Raw genomic sequence first — 16,885 nt, forward strand, 5'->3', positions numbered from 1 at the left:
CGGGGCATCACGCCCCGTTTTACTTTCTAGATTAAATATTCTTTTATTGATTATTCTAAATAAGAGGTGTCGCTGTGTGCTCTGGTCAACAACATCGTCATGAACATAAACATGAGCAAATATTATGTCCTCAGTGCGATCTGGTGGTCAGTGTTCCTCAATTAGCACAAGGAACAAAAGCAACATGTCCTCGTTGTCATACTGTATTAACTGCACGTTGGCGCCAGCCTTTTTATCAACCTGTTGCATTAGCAATTAGTGCATTATTTATGTTGCTGATGGCAAGCCAGTTTACCTTTGTGAGTATGGAAGTGGCGGGTATTGTCAACAATGTCACATTGATGCAAATTCCAACGGTTATGTTTAGCGAGAATTACGTTGAATTAGGCGCATTCTTCCTACTGTTTGTCCAAATTGTGCCCGCTTTTTGTATGGTGGCAATCTTACTTCTTTGTACACCTATTCAATTACCTAGAAAGCTACAAATTTGGTTATCACGTATTTTATTCCAATTAAAATCGTGGTGTATGGCAGAGGTTTTTCTTGCAGGAATTTTAGTTAGCTTTGTAAAATTAATGGCTTATGGTGATATTGGACTAGGACTCAGTTTCCTGCCTTATGTGCTTTATTGCTTATTTCAGATTCGAGCATTCCAGTGCCTTGATAGACATACTTTATGGGAAAAATTAGAACCTCGTCCAAATTATCCTGATATTGAATCGGGTAAGTCTGGGTTAAAACAAGGGGTTAGATTATGTCGTTCATGTACGGCAATTTTACCTGCAGATCAATATGAATGTAGCCGTTGTGAAGTGAAAGGACATGCAAGAAGACCTAAAAGTTTACAATGGACGGTCTCTTTGTTGATTACGTCATTAATTCTTTATATCCCCGCTAATTTATTACCCATTATGGTCACTGAATCTTTAGGTAATAACATTTATTCAACCATTATGGCTGGGGTTATTTTGTTATGGGAAGATGGCTCTTATCCTGTCGCAATGGTGATATTTATTGCCAGTATTATGGTACCAAGTTTAAAAATGCTCGCTATTGCTTGGTTGTGTTGGGATGCACACAAATCTAATGGAAAAAGAGATCCTGCTAGAATGCATTTTCTCTATGAAGTTGTTGAATATGTAGGGCGTTGGTCGATGATTGACGTCTTCGTAATTGCTGTTTTAGCTTCATTAGTCAGAATGGGACGTCTGATGAGCATCTATCCTGATTTTGGAGTGGTGCTATTTGCATTGGTTGTAGTGTTAACTATGTTCTCTGCAATGATGTTTGATCCTCGGTTGACGTGGGATAAGTGTACAACCGATGATGATAAACCCACGATTAAGGAGCCTAAGGGTGACTGAAAAGAATGAAACTGCTTTAACTGAAGCAAAAATTAACAAGCTAAAAAGCTGGTCTCCAGTTTGGATCATACCACTTGTCACCTTACTGATTGGTGCGTGGATACTTTATTATCATTTCAGCCATCAGGGTCCAGAAGTTACATTAATTACCTATAATGCAGATGGCATTGAAGCGGGTAAAACCAAAATTAAAAGTCGCAGTGTAGATATTGGTCTAGTTGAAAGTGTCACTCTCGATAGTAATTTTAGTCGCGTTATTATTACGGCTCGCCTTGATAAAGGAATGAAAGAGTTATTACGCGCAGATACTGCATTTTGGGTTGTAAGACCTCAAGTTGGTAAAGAAGGTGTAACGGGTTTAGGAACCTTACTTTCTGGTGCTTACATAGAGTTACAGCCGGGATTGAAAGGTAAAGAAGAAGATGAATTTAATCTTCTCGACTCGCCGCCGTTAGCTTCGCCAGATGCAAAAGGTATTCGCATCAATTTAGTCAGTGAAAGAGCTGGCCAATTAAATGCGGGTGATCCTGTTTTATTCAGAGGTTATCAAGTCGGTTCTGTTGAAACCAGTGAATTTAATATTGATAGCCGAGACATGCATTATCAACTCTTTATCAAAGCGCCTTATGACAAAATGGTGACATCGAATGTTCGATTCTGGAAAGATTCTGGTATCGCTTTTGATATGTCTTCATCGGGTGTTCGCGTTGAAATGGCATCACTTTCTACACTCTTTAGTGGTGGTGTTAGTTTTGATGTTCCTGCGGGATGGATCCCGGGTGATCCTATTGCACCTAAAACAGAATTTAAGCTCTACGATAATGAAAAGAGTATTCAAAACTCGTTGTATACTGACTATCGTAGCTACATCATGTTCTTCTCTGATTCTGTAAGAGGATTACAAGCAGGAGCTCCAGTAGAATTCCGTGGAATTCGCATGGGAACAGTTGTACAAGTACCTTATTACACTAAAGGTATGCAACAATCGCTGGATAAAGATTTTCGTATTCCCGTACTTATCCATGTTGAACCTGAACGTTTCGCCAATGATGTTGGTGAGAGTTTCGACTTCGTTAAAGAAATAGCCTCCGCTTCTAATAATGGATTAAGAGCATCACTGAAATCAGGTAACCTTTTAACTGGCGCACTTTATATTGATCTTGATTTCTATCCTGATGAAACTCAATGGAAAGGCCCACAAGAAGTTGCCGGTTTCCAACAAATTCCGACAGTTGGCTCTGGTTTAGCACAAATTCAGCAAAAAGTGATGACATCACTGGACAAGATCAACAATCTTCCTGTTGAACCAATGCTTAAAGAGATGACAGCGACATTATCTGAAAGCCAAAAAGCCGTCAGTGAAGCTAAAGAAACATTGAAGTCATTGAATGCCATGATTGGTAGTGATGAATTTAGAAATCTTCCTAATGATATTCAGCAGTCATTGAAAGAGATCAATCGTAGTATGCAAGGCTTCCAACCAGGCTCTCCTGCATACGGAAAAATGATTGATAATATGCAACAGCTTGATCAAGTGTTAAGAGAGATGCAGCCTTTATTGAAAACATTAAACAATAAGAGCAACGCATTGATTTTTGAAGCGAAGGAAGGTAAAGATCCAGAACCAAAGAGGGCTGAAAAATGATGAAATACATCATTGGGATATTTGTATTGATGTTAACGGCATGTTCAAGTCAGACTAATAAAACGTATTATCAGTTGCCTGATGTTTATCAAGGCAGCGTACCAGAACAAGTCTCAGTAACACAATCAGCTAAGAAGCCTCAAATTTGGGTTCAGCCGATCCGTTTATCTAATATGTTAGTCAATGCTGGAATTGTTTATCAAACGACGGATATTAACTATACCGTGGCTAATCAGCACCTATGGATTAACCCACTTGATCAGCAGTTACAACAGAACCTTATTTCAGGTTTAACAAAAGCCTTACCGGGTACAGTGGTTGCTAATCAACCTGTTGAAGATAACTTGGCGAAATTAACAGTCACGGTCAATTACTTTCAAGGTCGTTATGATGGGCAGGTGATTATTTCGGGTGACTGGATTTATACTGAAAACAATAAAGTGATTAATCAGCCATTTTCTTTAGTTTTAACGCAAACAGAAGATGGTTATCCAGCTTTAGTGCGTACATTAGGACAGGGATGGGAGCAAGTTGTTTCTGATATAGCGAAAGCAATTCAAGCTCAATATTAACTGACTTAGTATTACGTTTATTCAAACCCAATATTCTCTTAATTTGTGTCTAAGTTGAATATTGGGTTTTGTTTGTTAAAAAATAAAGGAAACAATATGTTAGAAATCCTTAAAAAGAAATATCCCACTGCGATCAGTTGGTCATTTGGTGATAATGCTCAGTTAGCGGATGAGTTGGCTATGCTGGTGGTAGAAGGAAAAAAAACGGCAACGTGTAGCTCATTAAATGGCTTTTTTAGTGACAGCGTTATTCCTGTTATTGGGGGATTTAGTATTATTCTAAACAGTCAAAATGAGCCAGTTTGTGTTATTCGAACACGTTCTTTGCAGCTAATCCGATTTAATGAAGTTACCGAAGAATTGGCTAAGAGAGAGGGGGAAGGAGATTTAAGTTTGGCGTATTGGCAAGAAGGGCATAAAGATTTCTTTAATCGAGAAGGCCATTTTTCAGAAGATATGGAGTTGGTATTTGAAGAGTTTGAATTAATAGAAGTATGTAAGAGGTGTTAATAGCCTCTTTTATTTTCAATAATAGCTAATTCCTTAATAAAACAAAGGTAATTAAAACGAGTTTTCTACAAAAAAATAAAAATAGAGCAAAAAGTTATATTTATAAACCAAGCCTTATATTGACATAAATTTAAATAAAAACATTATTTTATCTTATTTAATTTATTGGTTTCATAAGATAAACCTAAAAAGGTTATTTTTTATTCCTCTATCTTTATAAAATATCAATAACTTATAATCACCACAATATAACTCATTAAAAGAAGTAGCTAATATTTTTAATTAAAACATTAAATAAAATAAATGATAACTATTGTTATTAAACTTGCGGTTGGCTCAACATCACAAATATGACATTTGTATTAACTTCTTTACTTGCTTAAATGCTCAATAAAGCGTATCAATTTATAGTGGTTGTTGAAAAAACAATCATTATCTTTCCGCTTAAACTTAGAACGTGAGGGTTGTCTAGATATGAAAAGACAGAAACGAGATCGTTTAGCAAGAGCATTATCGAAAGGTTATCAAGCTGGTATGCAAGGCCGTTCAAAAGAACTTTGCCCTTATTTCGCCATTGATGCGCGTTCACATTGGCTTGGAGGCTGGCGACAGGCCATGGAAGATCGCCCGAGTCTGGTAAAATAAATAACCCGTCGTAGTGAAATAGATAATAGCTTATTTTTAGTTTTATTAAATATTATCACTAAGATTTTACCGACAATCAAAACGAGGTTATTTATATACATTCCTATGTACACATTGAGCATAGGACAATTTGATTATAAATAACAAAAAATCAATTTGGATATAAAAAGGCTTACATATTTTGTAAGCCTTTTTACGTTATCTTATCATTACTTTTTTAATTTTGTTTTATGAAAACTTTTGCATAAGCGAAAACCATAAATAGTAAGAAAAATAGCAAGAATTCTATGCGCGTGTTTTATAACCAATCAATTTGTTATAAAGGGAAAATAGACTATTGGAGTAGATAAAAAAATACCGTGTACTTTATATTACACGGTATTTCTATAATAGATTCAGATTTTGATCGAACTTAGAATGCAGTTGTATCTTTAAATAAGCCAACTTTTAAGTCTTTTGCTTCATAAATTAGCTTACCATCAACATACACTTCGCCATCGGCAATACACATAATCAGTTTACGATTGATAACACGTTTGAAATCAATTTTATAGGTAACTTTTTTTGCTGTTGGTAATATTTGTCCGGTAAATTTAACTTCACCAACACCAAGCGCACGGCCTTTACCTTCACCACCAAGCCAGCCAAGATAGAAGCCAACCAGTTGCCACATGGCATCTAGGCCTAAGCAACCCGGCATAACAGGGTCATTGACGAAGTGGCAATCAAAGAACCATAAATCTGGCTTGATATCGAATTCTGCTTCGATAAAGCCTTTATTATGGGTGCCGCCATCTTCCGTCATTTTAATGATGCGATCCATCATTAGCATATTACCAGATGGCAGTGGTGGGCCATCTTGGCCAAATAATTCACCACGGCCTGAAGCAATGAGGTCTTCTTTAGAATAAGATTCGCGTTTATCAACCATTGTCTATATAGCCTTTATCAAGTGTAAGACAACAGAATAGCTTACACTTGTACGCTGAACAACTCCGATCACTTGAAATAGAATTATCTGAATAGACGTAAGAACCAAGGTAATTTAGGTCTATCCTGATTATTTGCGAGTGTTATACGATCATGAATAACAGCTAACAAGTGTGAGTCTGATTGTTCTGGTTCACATTGCTCTTCATAATATGGCTGACGAGTCAGTAACGTTATTGCTTCTGCTACATGAGTGACAGGCCAAATATGAAATTTCTCTTCTTTTACCGCTTGCTGCACATTTTCGTTAAGTACAAGATGACGAATATTAGCAAGGGGGATAATCACGCCTTGCGCACCCGTTAATCCTCTTTGTTGGCAGATATCAAAGAAGCCTTCGATTTTCTGGTTTACGCCACCAATTGGTTGAACTTGACCAAATTGATCGACTGCACCTGTAACGGCAATTTGCTGATCAATAGGTTGTTGTGCCAGAGTGCTAATAAATGCACATAATTCAGCCAAAGAGGCGCTATCACCATCAACTTCGCCATATGATTGCTCAAAAACAATCGAGGTGCTAAATGGCTGTGGTTGGTCTAAACGTAATTCTGAGTTCAAGTAAGCTTGCATAATCATCATTCCTTTAGCATGAAGATTGCCACCAAGCTCAGCTTTTCGCTCAACATCCGTAAATTCACCATCACCTATATGTGCAACGCAGGTAATTCGAGTCGGTTCTCCGATTAAATCAGGATATCCCGGGTAATCTAAGACAGAAAGTCCATTGATTTGACCAACAGCTTCACCTTCTGTTTGTATCATGACTTGGTCTTGTAAAATCTCATCACGGCTACGCTCTAACAAATAGCTGTGTCGCCATAGGCGATTTTCTTCTGCTTTTTTCAGTGCATCGGCAGTTAGAGAAGTCTCATGATTGAAACGTATTGCATAACGAAGTTGGCGTAAAAGCCACTCTAAATCGAGGCTCAGCATTAGCTGATCTTCATGCTGTCTTGCTGCTTGTGTTAGCAAGACTTCCCAAGCATCCGCAGATAAAGAAGGGAGTCGATATTTTTGGCACAGTGAATTTACAAAGCCACACCATTGAGCAAGTGCTGTTTCATCTTCTAAATACATGTCGTATTCATATTCACCATATAAAGCTGCGCTACTTAGCTCAGGCTCCATAAATTCAAGCTCTTCAAGGCTTAGCCTATCACCAACTAAAATCACACGAAGATTGAGCGGCATACTTTCAATAGGTAAAGGCAGGGACTGATTGTCATTCCAGACAAGCCACTCAAAACGTTGCTCTTCAACCATTTTTTTAAGGCGAAACCACATTAGTGGTTGTGCGAGTAAAGACTTTATAGAGAGGACTAAAATGCCTCCATTTACTTTATGCAATAAGCCTGGGCTAAGAGTAACTTCGTCTTTATGGCAATAGAATGAACCAAAGAGTTGTTCTGGTTCTATCCATTGGCAACAAGTAATAGATTCTGATGATGAAAATGCGCCGAGTACATTTTCTTGCCAATCGATTTTATTGGTTTCTGCTTGATAGCTACCAACAACAGGATTAGTTTTGATCCCTGATTGCGTTAATGTGTCTGTCAACATATCAAAGTAAGCAGTAGAATCATCCGCTTTTAGCAGCATAAACTGCCCTGAATCTGCATTGTTTAACCATTGCAAGCTTTCATACAGGCGAGGTTGAACCTCACGAAGTAGAGATGCAGGTAATTGAGATGCTGTTTGAAAGAAAGTTTGGTAGGAGGCGTAATCAGGACGTAACGCCTGCCATTCTAATTCGTTGTTTTTCAAGGTTACCGTTTTTATTATTGATTAGTGAAAAGAGATAATTAGATATCGTATAAGTTGATATCTATCCTGCAATAAGACGGTTCTTTAACTGTCATCAACTGCATAGGCAGGGAATATGTATCGCTACGACCTTATAATCACGAGTTAATAAGTGGTCATTAAGGTTTTATGATAGCGACGCTCGATTCTATCATAACGTGCTCAGAAAACTATCCCTTATCAAGGCTTGTTATTAATTGATAAGCAAGATTATCTAAAATAACTTCGTCTATAAAATAGTCAAAAAATTTCGGTTCAGTGGCAGTATTTTTGTAAAATTGTTGATATGCTACTATATAGTTACGTTGTCACGGGATTTTGTATGAAATATCAACAATTAGAGAACCTAGAATGTGGCTGGAAGTGGGCCTACTTAGTAAAAAAACACCGCGAAGGTGAATTAATTACCCGCTATATAGAAAAAAGTGCAGCTGATGAAGTTATTGAGCAATTGTTGCTTCTTGAATCGCAACCATTAAAAGTTTTAGAGTGGATAGATCTGCATATGGATCCTGGTTTATCTAATCGGATGAAGCAAACTATTCGTGCTCGTAGAAAGCGTTATTTTAATGCAGAGCATCAACATACGCGCAAAAAATCAATCGACTTAACGTTTAAAGTTTGGCAACGCTTATCTGCATTGTCACAACGAAGAGGGATCACATTATCAGAAACGATAGTGCAATTAATCGAAGACGCTGAGCGAAAAGAACAATATGCATTGAAAGTGCATAGTTTAAAAGATGGGCTTATTGAGTTATTAGAACGCGATAAAGAAAAATAAGTTACATTAATTTTGGCTAACCGTCTTTGATAATTTATTTTTATAGTTATTTTTGTTCTCTGTTTTTATTGTGATATTTCATACCTGTTCGAAAACGTTTTTGTCTTTATGTTCCTACCTTAATTTTATCTCTATAAAGAAAAACCCTGCCAATGGCAGGGTTTTGAATTCATCAACAGTAGATTATTCTACTATATGAATTATTGACCAGGTTGAACAATAACTTCAGTTGTACCTTGGATTTCAATTTCAACACGACGGTCTGGCGCTAAGCAATCGATCAGAGCTGAACGAGCTTTAACGTTGTCACATGTGTTGCCAGTAACTGGGTTTTCTTTACCACGACCTTCTGCAGAGATGCTGTTTGCAGGGATACCTTTAGATACCAGGTAATCAACTACAGATTGAGCACGTTTTTCTGACAGAGGCAGGTTGTAGTTTTGTGAACCAATACGGTCAGTGTAACCAATAACTACTACACGACCTTGAGTTGGGTCGATGTTAGCCAGTTCATTGTACAGACCATTCAGAGCTTCTTGACCTTCAGCTTTCAGAGTAGATTTGTTGAAGTTAAACAGAACGTCTGAACGTAGAGTAAAGGTTTTGTTCTCAACAACTGGAGCTGGAGCTACAACTGGTGCTGGAGCTACAACTGGAGCTGGAGTTTCTTGGTTGAAGCGGTAAGCAACACCAACACTCAGCATGCCGTTGTCTGGACGCGTATTCAGAGTACCTTTATCACCAATGTTGTTGATCCACTGATATTCAACACGGGTAGCGATGTTTGGAGTGATCGCGTATTCAGTACCTAATGCGAATACTGGAGAAACACCAGTGTCGTTATTAGAGAAACGTTCTTGTTTTGGAGATAAAGAAGTAGCGTTTTTAGTTGCAGAAGAATCTGCACGCCATACCATACCACCTAAACGTGTATAAACGTCTAAGTCTTCCATTACTGGATAGCTTAATTTAGTGGTTAATTGGATACCTTGAGCACGGAATGCACCGTTGTCATATGAACCTTTATAAGTCATACGACCTAACCAATCATAACCCAGTTCAAAACCTAAGTATTGGTTGTACTGATAACCAGCAAATGCACCTGCACCTAACTGATCACGGTGAGTGTTACCGTTACCGATAGAAGTTTCACCGAAATGGTTACTTGTACCTTGGTATTGAGACCAACCTAATTTACCACCAGTATACCAGGTATTGTCTTTTGGAGCTGCTTGCGCTGCAGTTGCGAAAGCTGCCACTGCCACTGCTAATGCGATAGCTGTCTTTTTCATTTTACGCCTCGTTATCATCCAAGTTAGGCATTTGGCTTTAAGCCTTATTATTTGCCCTTGGTTAAATTATTGTTAGGAATCCAATGCTTTCATCAAGTGATGATCCCAAAAATGGGATTTAAAGCATAACCTTAACGACATAAAGTCTACAGTGAACTTAAAAAGTTACAAGTAATCCTTTAAAATTCGACTTAAAATTTTAAAAAGATCCGCCTTATTCCACAATGGGAAAGATTCTGTATTTTTGTTAAATTTATTGTAACTATTTGATTTAGGTTATAAATGCATTTGACTTATCTTAAATGATACCAGGGTGTTTTGAGTATTAGGAAAACTCTTAAATTTCACTAATGGTAGTGAATTGAATGAATTTTTACGGAATTCAAATGTCGTTTAGATGCATTACTACTTTCTAAATGGATATTCGTACTAATTTGCTGTCGCATAATAAACCCGAGGGTTTTTCCTTTATTGGCAGCAGATTCTAACCGTTTCATCTCTTCTGACGATATTTCTGGTAACCAACCGAGCACTACACTGTAATTACCACTCACCAGTGCTTTTTCCATTAAATCAACAGTGGTTATCATATTTATATGATTTAATTGAATTATTTTGTTAAGCGGTAATCCTGCATTTTTTAACCAAGCACGATTTAGCTTTTGTTGTGGGTTTAGCCACAATAACCAGCGTGATTCATGGCTATACTGTTTTAGTAGTGGTAAAAGGATGTGATTAATGACGAGCGGATTTTGGTAGAGAAGTTCACTCACCATACCTTGTTTATTATTACTATCGTAAGTCGCCACTGTTGAAGGGATAGATAGAGGTAATACCTCATTTGAGATCTCTTGGAGAATGGTGTTCTGTCTTGTCGGAGATGATGTTGAGAGTTTCATGTTTACCTCTGCCTATATGCACTGTATGAATATACAGTATCTCTAAATTTCGCTTAAATCAAGCTCATTTTTTTGAAAGTTCCTCTCAAATTTCATGTAAATCTCTATTTTTAAGTCGTTAACTATTGGCAATAAAAAGGAAATTCTTTATTGTCTTTCTTGTTATATCTTATGCATGTTTTTGAATTCAAAGATAAAATTTAATCTTAAAATTTGTGTTGGAGTTTCAATGTTATTTTTACCTGAGCAAAGGAAGGCTCATTTGTTATCGCGTATTGCGCAATATGGGGAGTTAACAACAAAGTCTCAATTTGGTGGTGTTAGCTTAATGATTGATGATGTTATGTTTGCTATCACGTCTGACAATGAGTTTTATTTAAAAGGAAGTGGTTTTTTAGAAACTCTCTATAAGGCAACAAAAATGAGTTCCTATACCTATTTGAAAAAAGGAATTCCTATCATATTGCGTTATTACCACATAACGGATTCGTTATGGGAAAATCAGCAAAAATTAGATCAATATATTGATATGTCATATCACTACAGCATTCAAGAATATTTAGGGCAACGAAAGAAGCCTTGCAGAATAAAAGACTTACCTAATCTAGGTGTGATATTAGAAAAAAGGTTGAATCAAATTGGTATTAATCAAGTTGAAGAACTGCGCTTAATCGGTGCTAAAGCGTGTTATCTAAAACTAATGCATAGCCAAAATTTGAGAAATAGTGAACTTTTACTTTCATTGGCAGGAGCAATTGTTGGGTGCCATCGTTCAGTATTGCCTAGTCAACTTAAAATGGAGTTATTAAATTGGTACAACGAATTGTCTTTTCAATAAGATAAAAGTAATGACCGTTATTTTCTCTAATGTGCTTATGGGAATTAGAGAAAATAACGTCAATTAGAGATTAGACTTGGGGTTGATGTAAGCTATTTGATTCACTTTGCTCAATAATTTGGATACAACTAATAATTTGTGGCAGTAAATCTAATAGTAATCGGATTTGAGTGAGTACCAATTGAATACGAGGATTATCTGCATTAGGTAATAGATTGATCCTTTCAATTAATTCTACATGAGATTGCTTAACCCCTTCATCTTGAGGCGTTTTTCGACGTAAAGCAGAATCAATATAACAAACAGTATCATTAAGCAAAGTGAGTACATTCTCATCTTCTATTTTTGAACGATGAACGCCAAGTGCAGAAATATAACTGAGTAAAGTATGATTCAAGCAAAGCAACTGGAAAGCTACTTCTTGGGAAGCTTGATAACTTTTTGGCTCTGATGACATATTGGAGATCAGTGATGCTAACTCACCATCACTGCTATGGGCATTTCGACGAGCAATTCGATAACTCAAGCTATTATCTTTTCCTTGGTAATACTGAATAAGGATGGCATCAAGATAATAGCAGTTATTTGTCATTGTTTTTTGAATAACAACAGGCAATTGGCGGAATTTCCAATCAGGCCAAATAAAGCTGACTGCAAACCATGCTATGGCACAGCCAATTAAGGTATCGATAATACGGGGGAGGGCAACATCATAGCCTTCACCCAGTAAATTGAAGCTTAATAAAACTAATAAAGTAATAAATAGTGTTGCATGTGCATATTGTATGGTTCTAAATGCGAAAAAGAGCGTACCAGTTATCACAATTAAAACTAACTGACCTTCGATTGAAGGAACAAAATATAAAATAGGGAAACCGATTAAAATACCAATAATAGTACCACTCACACGTAAAGTAAGACGTCGGCGAGTAGCATTGTAGTTGGGTTGGCAAACAAACAGGCTGGTCAATAATATCCAATAGCCTCTATCCAATTGGAAAAATTGAATAATGGCATAACCAATACATAACACGAGTGACATCCTAACAGCATGTCTAAAAAGTGCTGATTTAGGCGTGAGATGCTCTTTTATTCTTAGTGCTATATCGCGCCATCCAGTTAAACCATCATCAGAAAGTTGCGTCTCTTCCTTTTGGTCATGAGATATTTGGTATTGCTCTGTACTAATACTTCGTAAAAGCGCATCAATACCTTGGAGATTTTGCAGTAAGTTATTTAAAGGTGTTATTAATTGTGGCTCTGAAGTTGTGTTTTTTAAATGACTTAATGCATTTTCTAAATAATTTATAGCGCGTTCTAATGAAGGATTATGCTGATATTTTTTATGCCAAAGAATAGATTGTGCAACTTGTTCACAAGCCCGAGCCTGCATAGAAAGTAGACGTTGAAAACGAAATAACACATCGCTATGTCGCAATTCACTACTTAATAGTTGGTATTGAACATGCGACGAACTTGCTCGCTCATGAATATCTTGAGCAACAAAATAGTAATGAAGTGTGAAACGACTACTACGTTGGCCCCTGTCACCTTTTAATCGACTTAATAATGTAACTTTAGTTTGGTTCATAGTGTCAATTAGTTGGCTATTTGCCATTGCTAAATTATAAAGCGAATGTTGATAGTCATCTTCAATATCAGGATCAAATAATGTTGCTTTAGCTTCGAGGTAAGTTGCAAGTTGTTGGTAGCAGCGTGTTAAATTGTCCTGAACTGGACGAATTGGGAATAATAAGTGACCAACTAATGTTAAAGAGTTATACCAGATAGCCCCTAACAGTAATAAAACGGGTTGTTCATACCATTCAGGGAAAATAGGCATACCCAACATAGTATAAATTGCGATTAATAAAGCACCAAAAGCAATAGTCGCGTAACGTTGCCCTAAAGCACCTAATAAAATAAATCCCCAAGTAGAAATGGCTAAACCACAAAAGAATAAAATAGGATATGGATAAAGCAGCCCTATTGATGCTGAAGCAAGAAGAAAACAGCATAAGGTAATAACGAGGTTTTTTAAACGACCAACAAGCCTATCATCTAAGTCAGTTAATGCGGCCGCTACCACGCCTAAAGTTAGAGGAATTGTATATTTAGGCTCTTGCCCTAAAATCCAAGGAAACAAAGTCGTTCCTGTAAGCGCGATTATTATGCGAATATAATATAAAAAGTGGCTATTATAGATAAATCGGCGGGCGCCATTTAGCAAAGTGAACACAAAAAGCCCTTAAATAAACAAGATGAAGATAATTACCTCTTAGAATATAGGGTTTATCACCGATTAAAAAGAGCTTAACAACAGACTATTTGTTATTTATTGCAGGAATTACGTATGGAACTGAAATCCACCCCGATGGGACAACGTTTAGCACAACATCCTTATAATAGAGTCAAATTGTTAAATGCAGGTATTGAAGTCAGTGGTGAAAAACATCAGTATTTAATTCCTTTTAACGAATTGATTAATATTTTCTGTAAAAAAGGGATTGTGTGGGGGGAATTAGAATTTTTATTGCCTGAAGATAAAGTTGTTCGATTACATGGAACAGACTGGGAAGAAACTCAGCAGTTTTATCGTTATCTTTATCAGACATGGCAAAATTGGAGCAAAGAAATGAGCGAAATAAGTGCTCAGGTTCTTGAGAAGCAACTCCATAATATTAATGAAATCACTCAATCAAATAGATGGATAAAACAGTCTAAACTGAGTGAAATTCAACAATCTATCAAAGAAAGCTTTTCTGCTATTCCTCTTCCTCTTGAACGCCTTATTCAATTTGATAATTGCCAAGCACTTTATCAGCAATGTTTGGAATGGCTAAAGCAAGGCGAAACACTTATTAATAAAGAAAACTCTGCATGGGTAACTCAAATATTAAATGAGCATGCGGAATTTTTTAATACAATTGAATCCTCACCACTAAATGAATCACAATGTCGAGCCGTAATTAATGGCGAAGAAAATATTCTTGTTCTAGCGGGTGCGGGAAGTGGTAAAACATCGGTATTAGTCGCGAGAGCAGGTTGGTTATTACGTCGTCAGTTAGCGCAACCCGCTCAAATTTTATTACTTGCTTTTGGGCGTAAAGCCGCACAAGAAATGAATGAAAGACTTTCTAGTCGTTTAAATGCCGATATTATGGCAAAAACATTTCATGCACTGGCATTATCCATTATTCAACAAGCGACAAAAAAGCAACCTAAAATTAGTGAGCTTGAAATAAACAGTGAAAAAAGAAGATCTCTATTATTAGGTGAATGGCGAGAGCAGTGCCAACAGAAAAAAGCACAAGCAAAAGGGTGGAGAGAGTGGTTATCTCAAGAACTTGAATGGGATATCCTCGACGGTGAGTTTTGGCATGATAAAAAATTAGAAAACCAAGTTGCTGTAAGATTAGAGCGTTGGGTTGGTTTATTAAGAATGCAAGGTGGTAGCCAAAAGTCTCTGATCGAAAGTGTACAGCCTGAATATACAGACGCCTTTAAAAAGTATTTAAAATTATTATCACCATTATTAAAAGCTTGGAAAACGGCACTAAAAGAAGAAGAAGCGATCGACTTTTCTGGCTTATTACATCAAGCTATTAATCTAATTGAAAAAGGGCGTTTTATTAGCCCATGGAAACATATTCTTGTTGATGAATTCCAAGATATTTCACCCTTAAGAGCTTCATTATTAACCGCATTAAAACAGCAGAATAAACAAACATCTCTATTTGCAGTGGGCGATGATTGGCAAGCCATTTATCGTTTTAGTGGCGCAGAATTATTATTAACGACTTCTTTCCATCGTTCTTTTGGCGAAGGTGCTGAATGTGCACTAGATACGACTTATCGCTTTAATGACACGATAGGAAATATTGCCAATACGTTTATTCAACAAAACCCAACTCAATTATCTAAGCCTTTAAATAGTCTAGTGAAAGGTAATAAAAAGTCAGTTGTACTGTTATCTGACGATCAACTTGAAAACTTACTAAATAAAATGAGTGGTTATGTAGAAGAAAATGAAACTATTCTTTTACTTGCTCGTTATCACTATTTAAAACCAGAATTATTAAAAAAAGCAAAAACACGCTGGCCTAAATTAGACCTACAATTTATGACTTTTCATGCTTCAAAAGGGCAACAAGCGGATTACGTTATTATTTTAGGTTTACAAGAAGGTAAAGATGGTTTTCCAGCACCAGCAAGAGAATCGATTATTGAATTAGCATTACTGCCTAGTGTTGAAGATTATCCTAATGCAGAAGAACGACGTTTAATGTATGTCGCTTTAACAAGAGCAAAAAAACAAGTATGGCTATTATTTAATAAACAACAGCCATCTTGTTTTGTTTCAGAGCTAAAGTCTCAAGGTGTTCCTATACAGCGCAAACCTTAGATTATTTTAATCTATCTTTTAAATAACCTTCGTAATCTGGAATTTTAATTGTAGATTCTTGTGAAAAAAGAGGTGATGAAATTAAAAAGTTCGCAGTTGCACGATTCGTTGCAACTGGGATATTCCAGACAGTAGCTAAGCGCAGAAGAGCTTTAACATCTGGGTCGTGCGGAACGGCATTTAATGGATCCCAAAAGAAAATCATAATATCAATTTTCTTTTCAGCAATCATTGCACCTATTTGTTGGTCGCCACCCATTGGGCCACTTAGCATTTGAGTAACAGTAAGACCAGTGTGGTGATTAATTAAATTACCGGTAGTTCCTGTTGCAAATAACTTGTGTAGAGACAGTTGTTCACGATTATTTTCAACCCATTCCAGTAATGAGCTTTTACAGTGGTCATGGGCAACAAGCGCGATATTTTTTTCTTTTAAGAGCGTGCGGTCAATTTGTTCCATTTGATACCTTTAAAAATAAATATAGTAATTGTTCCAGTTTTCAAAATACCTTTTTTTTATCTTATAAGCTATGAACAGATCAAGATACTATGATGTATCATAATATTTTCAATCTTCATGATGAACGGAGTAGATAAATGGTGGATTCAGATATTTATGACATTTTAAGAAGCGTTAAGACCATTGCGCTTGTTGGTGCGAGTAATAAAGAAGATCGCCCAAGCTATAAAGTCATGAAATTCCTATTAGAACAAGGCTATGATGTTATTCCTGTTAATCCAGGTATGTCAGGTCAAACCCTATTGGGGCAACAATGTTATGCCTCATTAAAAGATATTCCTGTTGCTGTTGATATGGTTGATGTTTTTCGTCAATCTGATGTTGCATTAGAAATTGCACAAGAAGCAATTGAAATTAATGCCAAAGTGTTATGGTTGCAAATTGGTGTTATTAATGAAAACGCTAAAGATTTAGCTGAAGATGCAGAGTTGCGTGTGGTAATGGATCGCTGCCCTAAAAAAGAAATTGAAGCACATGGCCTTCCTTGGTAATACACTAAAATCATAACCACCCGTAAAACGGGTGGTTTGCTCTTGCCCTATAAGGGCTTATTACCGACTGCGCCTAAATGACGCTGCTTTCTCTTCGTTCAAGCTAAGTGTCTTTGCTACTTTG

The 16,885-nt window shown here is 36.7% G+C and carries 15 protein-coding genes; 9 read left to right on the forward strand and 6 right to left on the reverse strand.

All coding sequences use genetic code 11. From position 1 onward, the window contains the following. The first annotated feature begins 74 nt into the window (after positions 1-74). The 5 genes from pqiA (at position 75) to rmf (ending at position 4,736) form a co-directional block, all read left to right on the forward strand. Positions 75-1,364, forward strand: a complete 1,290-nt coding sequence (gene pqiA, locus DK857_RS15475) for a membrane integrity-associated transporter subunit PqiA (RefSeq protein ID WP_109402638.1) — start codon at positions 75-77, stop codon at positions 1,362-1,364. Then, positions 1,357-3,009 (forward strand): intermembrane transport protein PqiB, encoded by a 1,653-nt coding sequence (pqiB, locus tag DK857_RS15480; protein WP_109393572.1) that lies wholly within the window; start codon positions 1,357-1,359, stop codon positions 3,007-3,009. The genes pqiA and pqiB overlap by 8 nt, the downstream gene beginning before the upstream one ends. Next, entirely contained in the window at positions 3,009-3,581 is a 573-nt protein-coding gene (gene pqiC / locus DK857_RS15485) for a membrane integrity-associated transporter subunit PqiC (protein WP_109393707.1), read from the forward strand. The genes pqiB and pqiC overlap by 1 nt, the downstream gene beginning before the upstream one ends. A 96-nt stretch (positions 3,582-3,677) precedes the next feature. After that, positions 3,678-4,091, forward strand: a complete 414-nt coding sequence (locus DK857_RS15490; protein WP_109393573.1) for an ASCH domain-containing protein — start codon at positions 3,678-3,680, stop codon at positions 4,089-4,091. 474 nt (positions 4,092-4,565) lie between these two features. Next, positions 4,566-4,736, forward strand: coding sequence for a ribosome modulation factor (gene rmf / locus DK857_RS15495; RefSeq protein WP_023581348.1), 171 nt, complete (start codon positions 4,566-4,568; stop codon positions 4,734-4,736). A 412-nt stretch (positions 4,737-5,148) separates the two neighbouring features. On the opposite strand, the gene fabA is transcribed toward rmf, so the two are convergent. Then, a complete protein-coding gene (fabA, locus tag DK857_RS15500) occupies positions 5,149-5,667 on the reverse strand; it encodes a bifunctional 3-hydroxydecanoyl-ACP dehydratase/trans-2-decenoyl-ACP isomerase (protein WP_109402639.1) in 519 nt (172 codons plus the stop codon). A gap of 83 nt (positions 5,668-5,750) precedes the next feature. After that, positions 5,751-7,493, reverse strand: coding sequence for an AAA family ATPase (locus DK857_RS15505; protein ID WP_109402640.1), 1,743 nt, complete (start codon positions 7,491-7,493; stop codon positions 5,751-5,753). 361 nt (positions 7,494-7,854) lie between these two features. On the opposite strand from DK857_RS15505, the gene matP reads away from it, so the two are divergent. Next, positions 7,855-8,316: a macrodomain Ter protein MatP gene (gene matP / locus DK857_RS15510; RefSeq protein WP_109393575.1), complete on the forward strand. Its 462-nt coding sequence runs from the start codon at positions 7,855-7,857 to the stop codon at positions 8,314-8,316. Between the two features lie 200 nt (positions 8,317-8,516). On the opposite strand, the gene ompA is transcribed toward matP, so the two are convergent. Both ompA and sulA read right to left on the reverse strand, forming a co-directional pair. After that, on the reverse strand, positions 8,517-9,608 hold the full coding sequence (gene ompA / locus DK857_RS15515) for a porin OmpA (RefSeq protein WP_109393576.1): 1,092 nt from the start codon (positions 9,606-9,608) through the stop codon (positions 8,517-8,519). A gap of 347 nt (positions 9,609-9,955) precedes the next feature. Then, positions 9,956-10,507: an SOS-induced cell division inhibitor SulA gene (sulA, locus tag DK857_RS15520; protein ID WP_109402641.1), complete on the reverse strand. Its 552-nt coding sequence runs from the start codon at positions 10,505-10,507 to the stop codon at positions 9,956-9,958. Between the two features lie 229 nt (positions 10,508-10,736). On the opposite strand from sulA, the gene DK857_RS15525 reads away from it, so the two are divergent. Then, entirely contained in the window at positions 10,737-11,345 is a 609-nt protein-coding gene (locus DK857_RS15525; protein ID WP_109393578.1) for a TfoX/Sxy family DNA transformation protein, read from the forward strand. A gap of 70 nt (positions 11,346-11,415) precedes the next feature. Here DK857_RS15525 and yccS read toward each other — a convergent pair whose 3' ends face one another. Continuing rightward, positions 11,416-13,584, reverse strand: coding sequence for a YccS family putative transporter (yccS, locus tag DK857_RS15530; protein WP_109393579.1), 2,169 nt, complete (start codon positions 13,582-13,584; stop codon positions 11,416-11,418). 114 nt (positions 13,585-13,698) lie between these two features. Here yccS and helD point away from each other — a divergent pair, with 114 nt between their 5' ends. Continuing rightward, on the forward strand, positions 13,699-15,750 hold the full coding sequence (helD, locus tag DK857_RS15535; protein ID WP_109402642.1) for a DNA helicase IV: 2,052 nt from the start codon (positions 13,699-13,701) through the stop codon (positions 15,748-15,750). A gap of 1 nt (position 15,751) precedes the next feature. Here the strand turns inward: helD and DK857_RS15540 are convergent, their stop codons facing one another. Next, on the reverse strand, positions 15,752-16,210 hold the full coding sequence (locus DK857_RS15540) for a methylglyoxal synthase (protein ID WP_109393581.1): 459 nt from the start codon (positions 16,208-16,210) through the stop codon (positions 15,752-15,754). Positions 16,211-16,347: 137 nt separating this feature from the next. Here DK857_RS15540 and DK857_RS15545 point away from each other — a divergent pair, with 137 nt between their 5' ends. After that, the gene (locus DK857_RS15545; RefSeq protein ID WP_109402643.1) at positions 16,348-16,761 is read left to right on the forward strand and encodes a CoA-binding protein; all 414 of its coding nucleotides are present in this window, start codon (positions 16,348-16,350) and stop codon (positions 16,759-16,761) included. Positions 16,762-16,885: the final 124 nt, after the last annotated feature.

Origin of the sequence: Proteus terrae, from assembly GCF_003144325.1 — a bacterium.
GTDB classification, from domain to species: domain Bacteria; phylum Pseudomonadota; class Gammaproteobacteria; order Enterobacterales; family Enterobacteriaceae; genus Proteus; species Proteus terrae.

What these genes read in the sequence shown, in the direction of transcription:
- pqiC (WP_109393707.1), top strand. Translation starts at nt 3,009, where the DNA reads ATGAAATACATCATTGGGATATTTGTATTGATGTTAACGGCATGTTCA.
- DK857_RS15490 (WP_109393573.1), top strand. Translation starts at nt 3,678, where the DNA reads ATGTTAGAAATCCTTAAAAAGAAATATCCCACTGCGATCAGTTGGTCA.
- rmf (WP_023581348.1), top strand. Translation starts at nt 4,566, where the DNA reads ATGAAAAGACAGAAACGAGATCGTTTAGCAAGAGCATTATCGAAAGGT.
- fabA (WP_109402639.1), bottom strand. Translation starts at nt 5,667, where the DNA reads ATGGTTGATAAACGCGAATCTTATTCTAAAGAAGACCTCATTGCTTCA.
- matP (WP_109393575.1), top strand. Translation starts at nt 7,855, where the DNA reads ATGAAATATCAACAATTAGAGAACCTAGAATGTGGCTGGAAGTGGGCC.
- ompA (WP_109393576.1), bottom strand. Translation starts at nt 9,608, where the DNA reads ATGAAAAAGACAGCTATCGCATTAGCAGTGGCAGTGGCAGCTTTCGCA.
- sulA (WP_109402641.1), bottom strand. Translation starts at nt 10,507, where the DNA reads ATGAAACTCTCAACATCATCTCCGACAAGACAGAACACCATTCTCCAA.
- DK857_RS15525 (WP_109393578.1), top strand. Translation starts at nt 10,737, where the DNA reads ATGTTATTTTTACCTGAGCAAAGGAAGGCTCATTTGTTATCGCGTATT.
- helD (WP_109402642.1), top strand. Translation starts at nt 13,699, where the DNA reads ATGGAACTGAAATCCACCCCGATGGGACAACGTTTAGCACAACATCCT.
- DK857_RS15540 (WP_109393581.1), bottom strand. Translation starts at nt 16,210, where the DNA reads ATGGAACAAATTGACCGCACGCTCTTAAAAGAAAAAAATATCGCGCTT.
- DK857_RS15545 (WP_109402643.1), top strand. Translation starts at nt 16,348, where the DNA reads ATGGTGGATTCAGATATTTATGACATTTTAAGAAGCGTTAAGACCATT.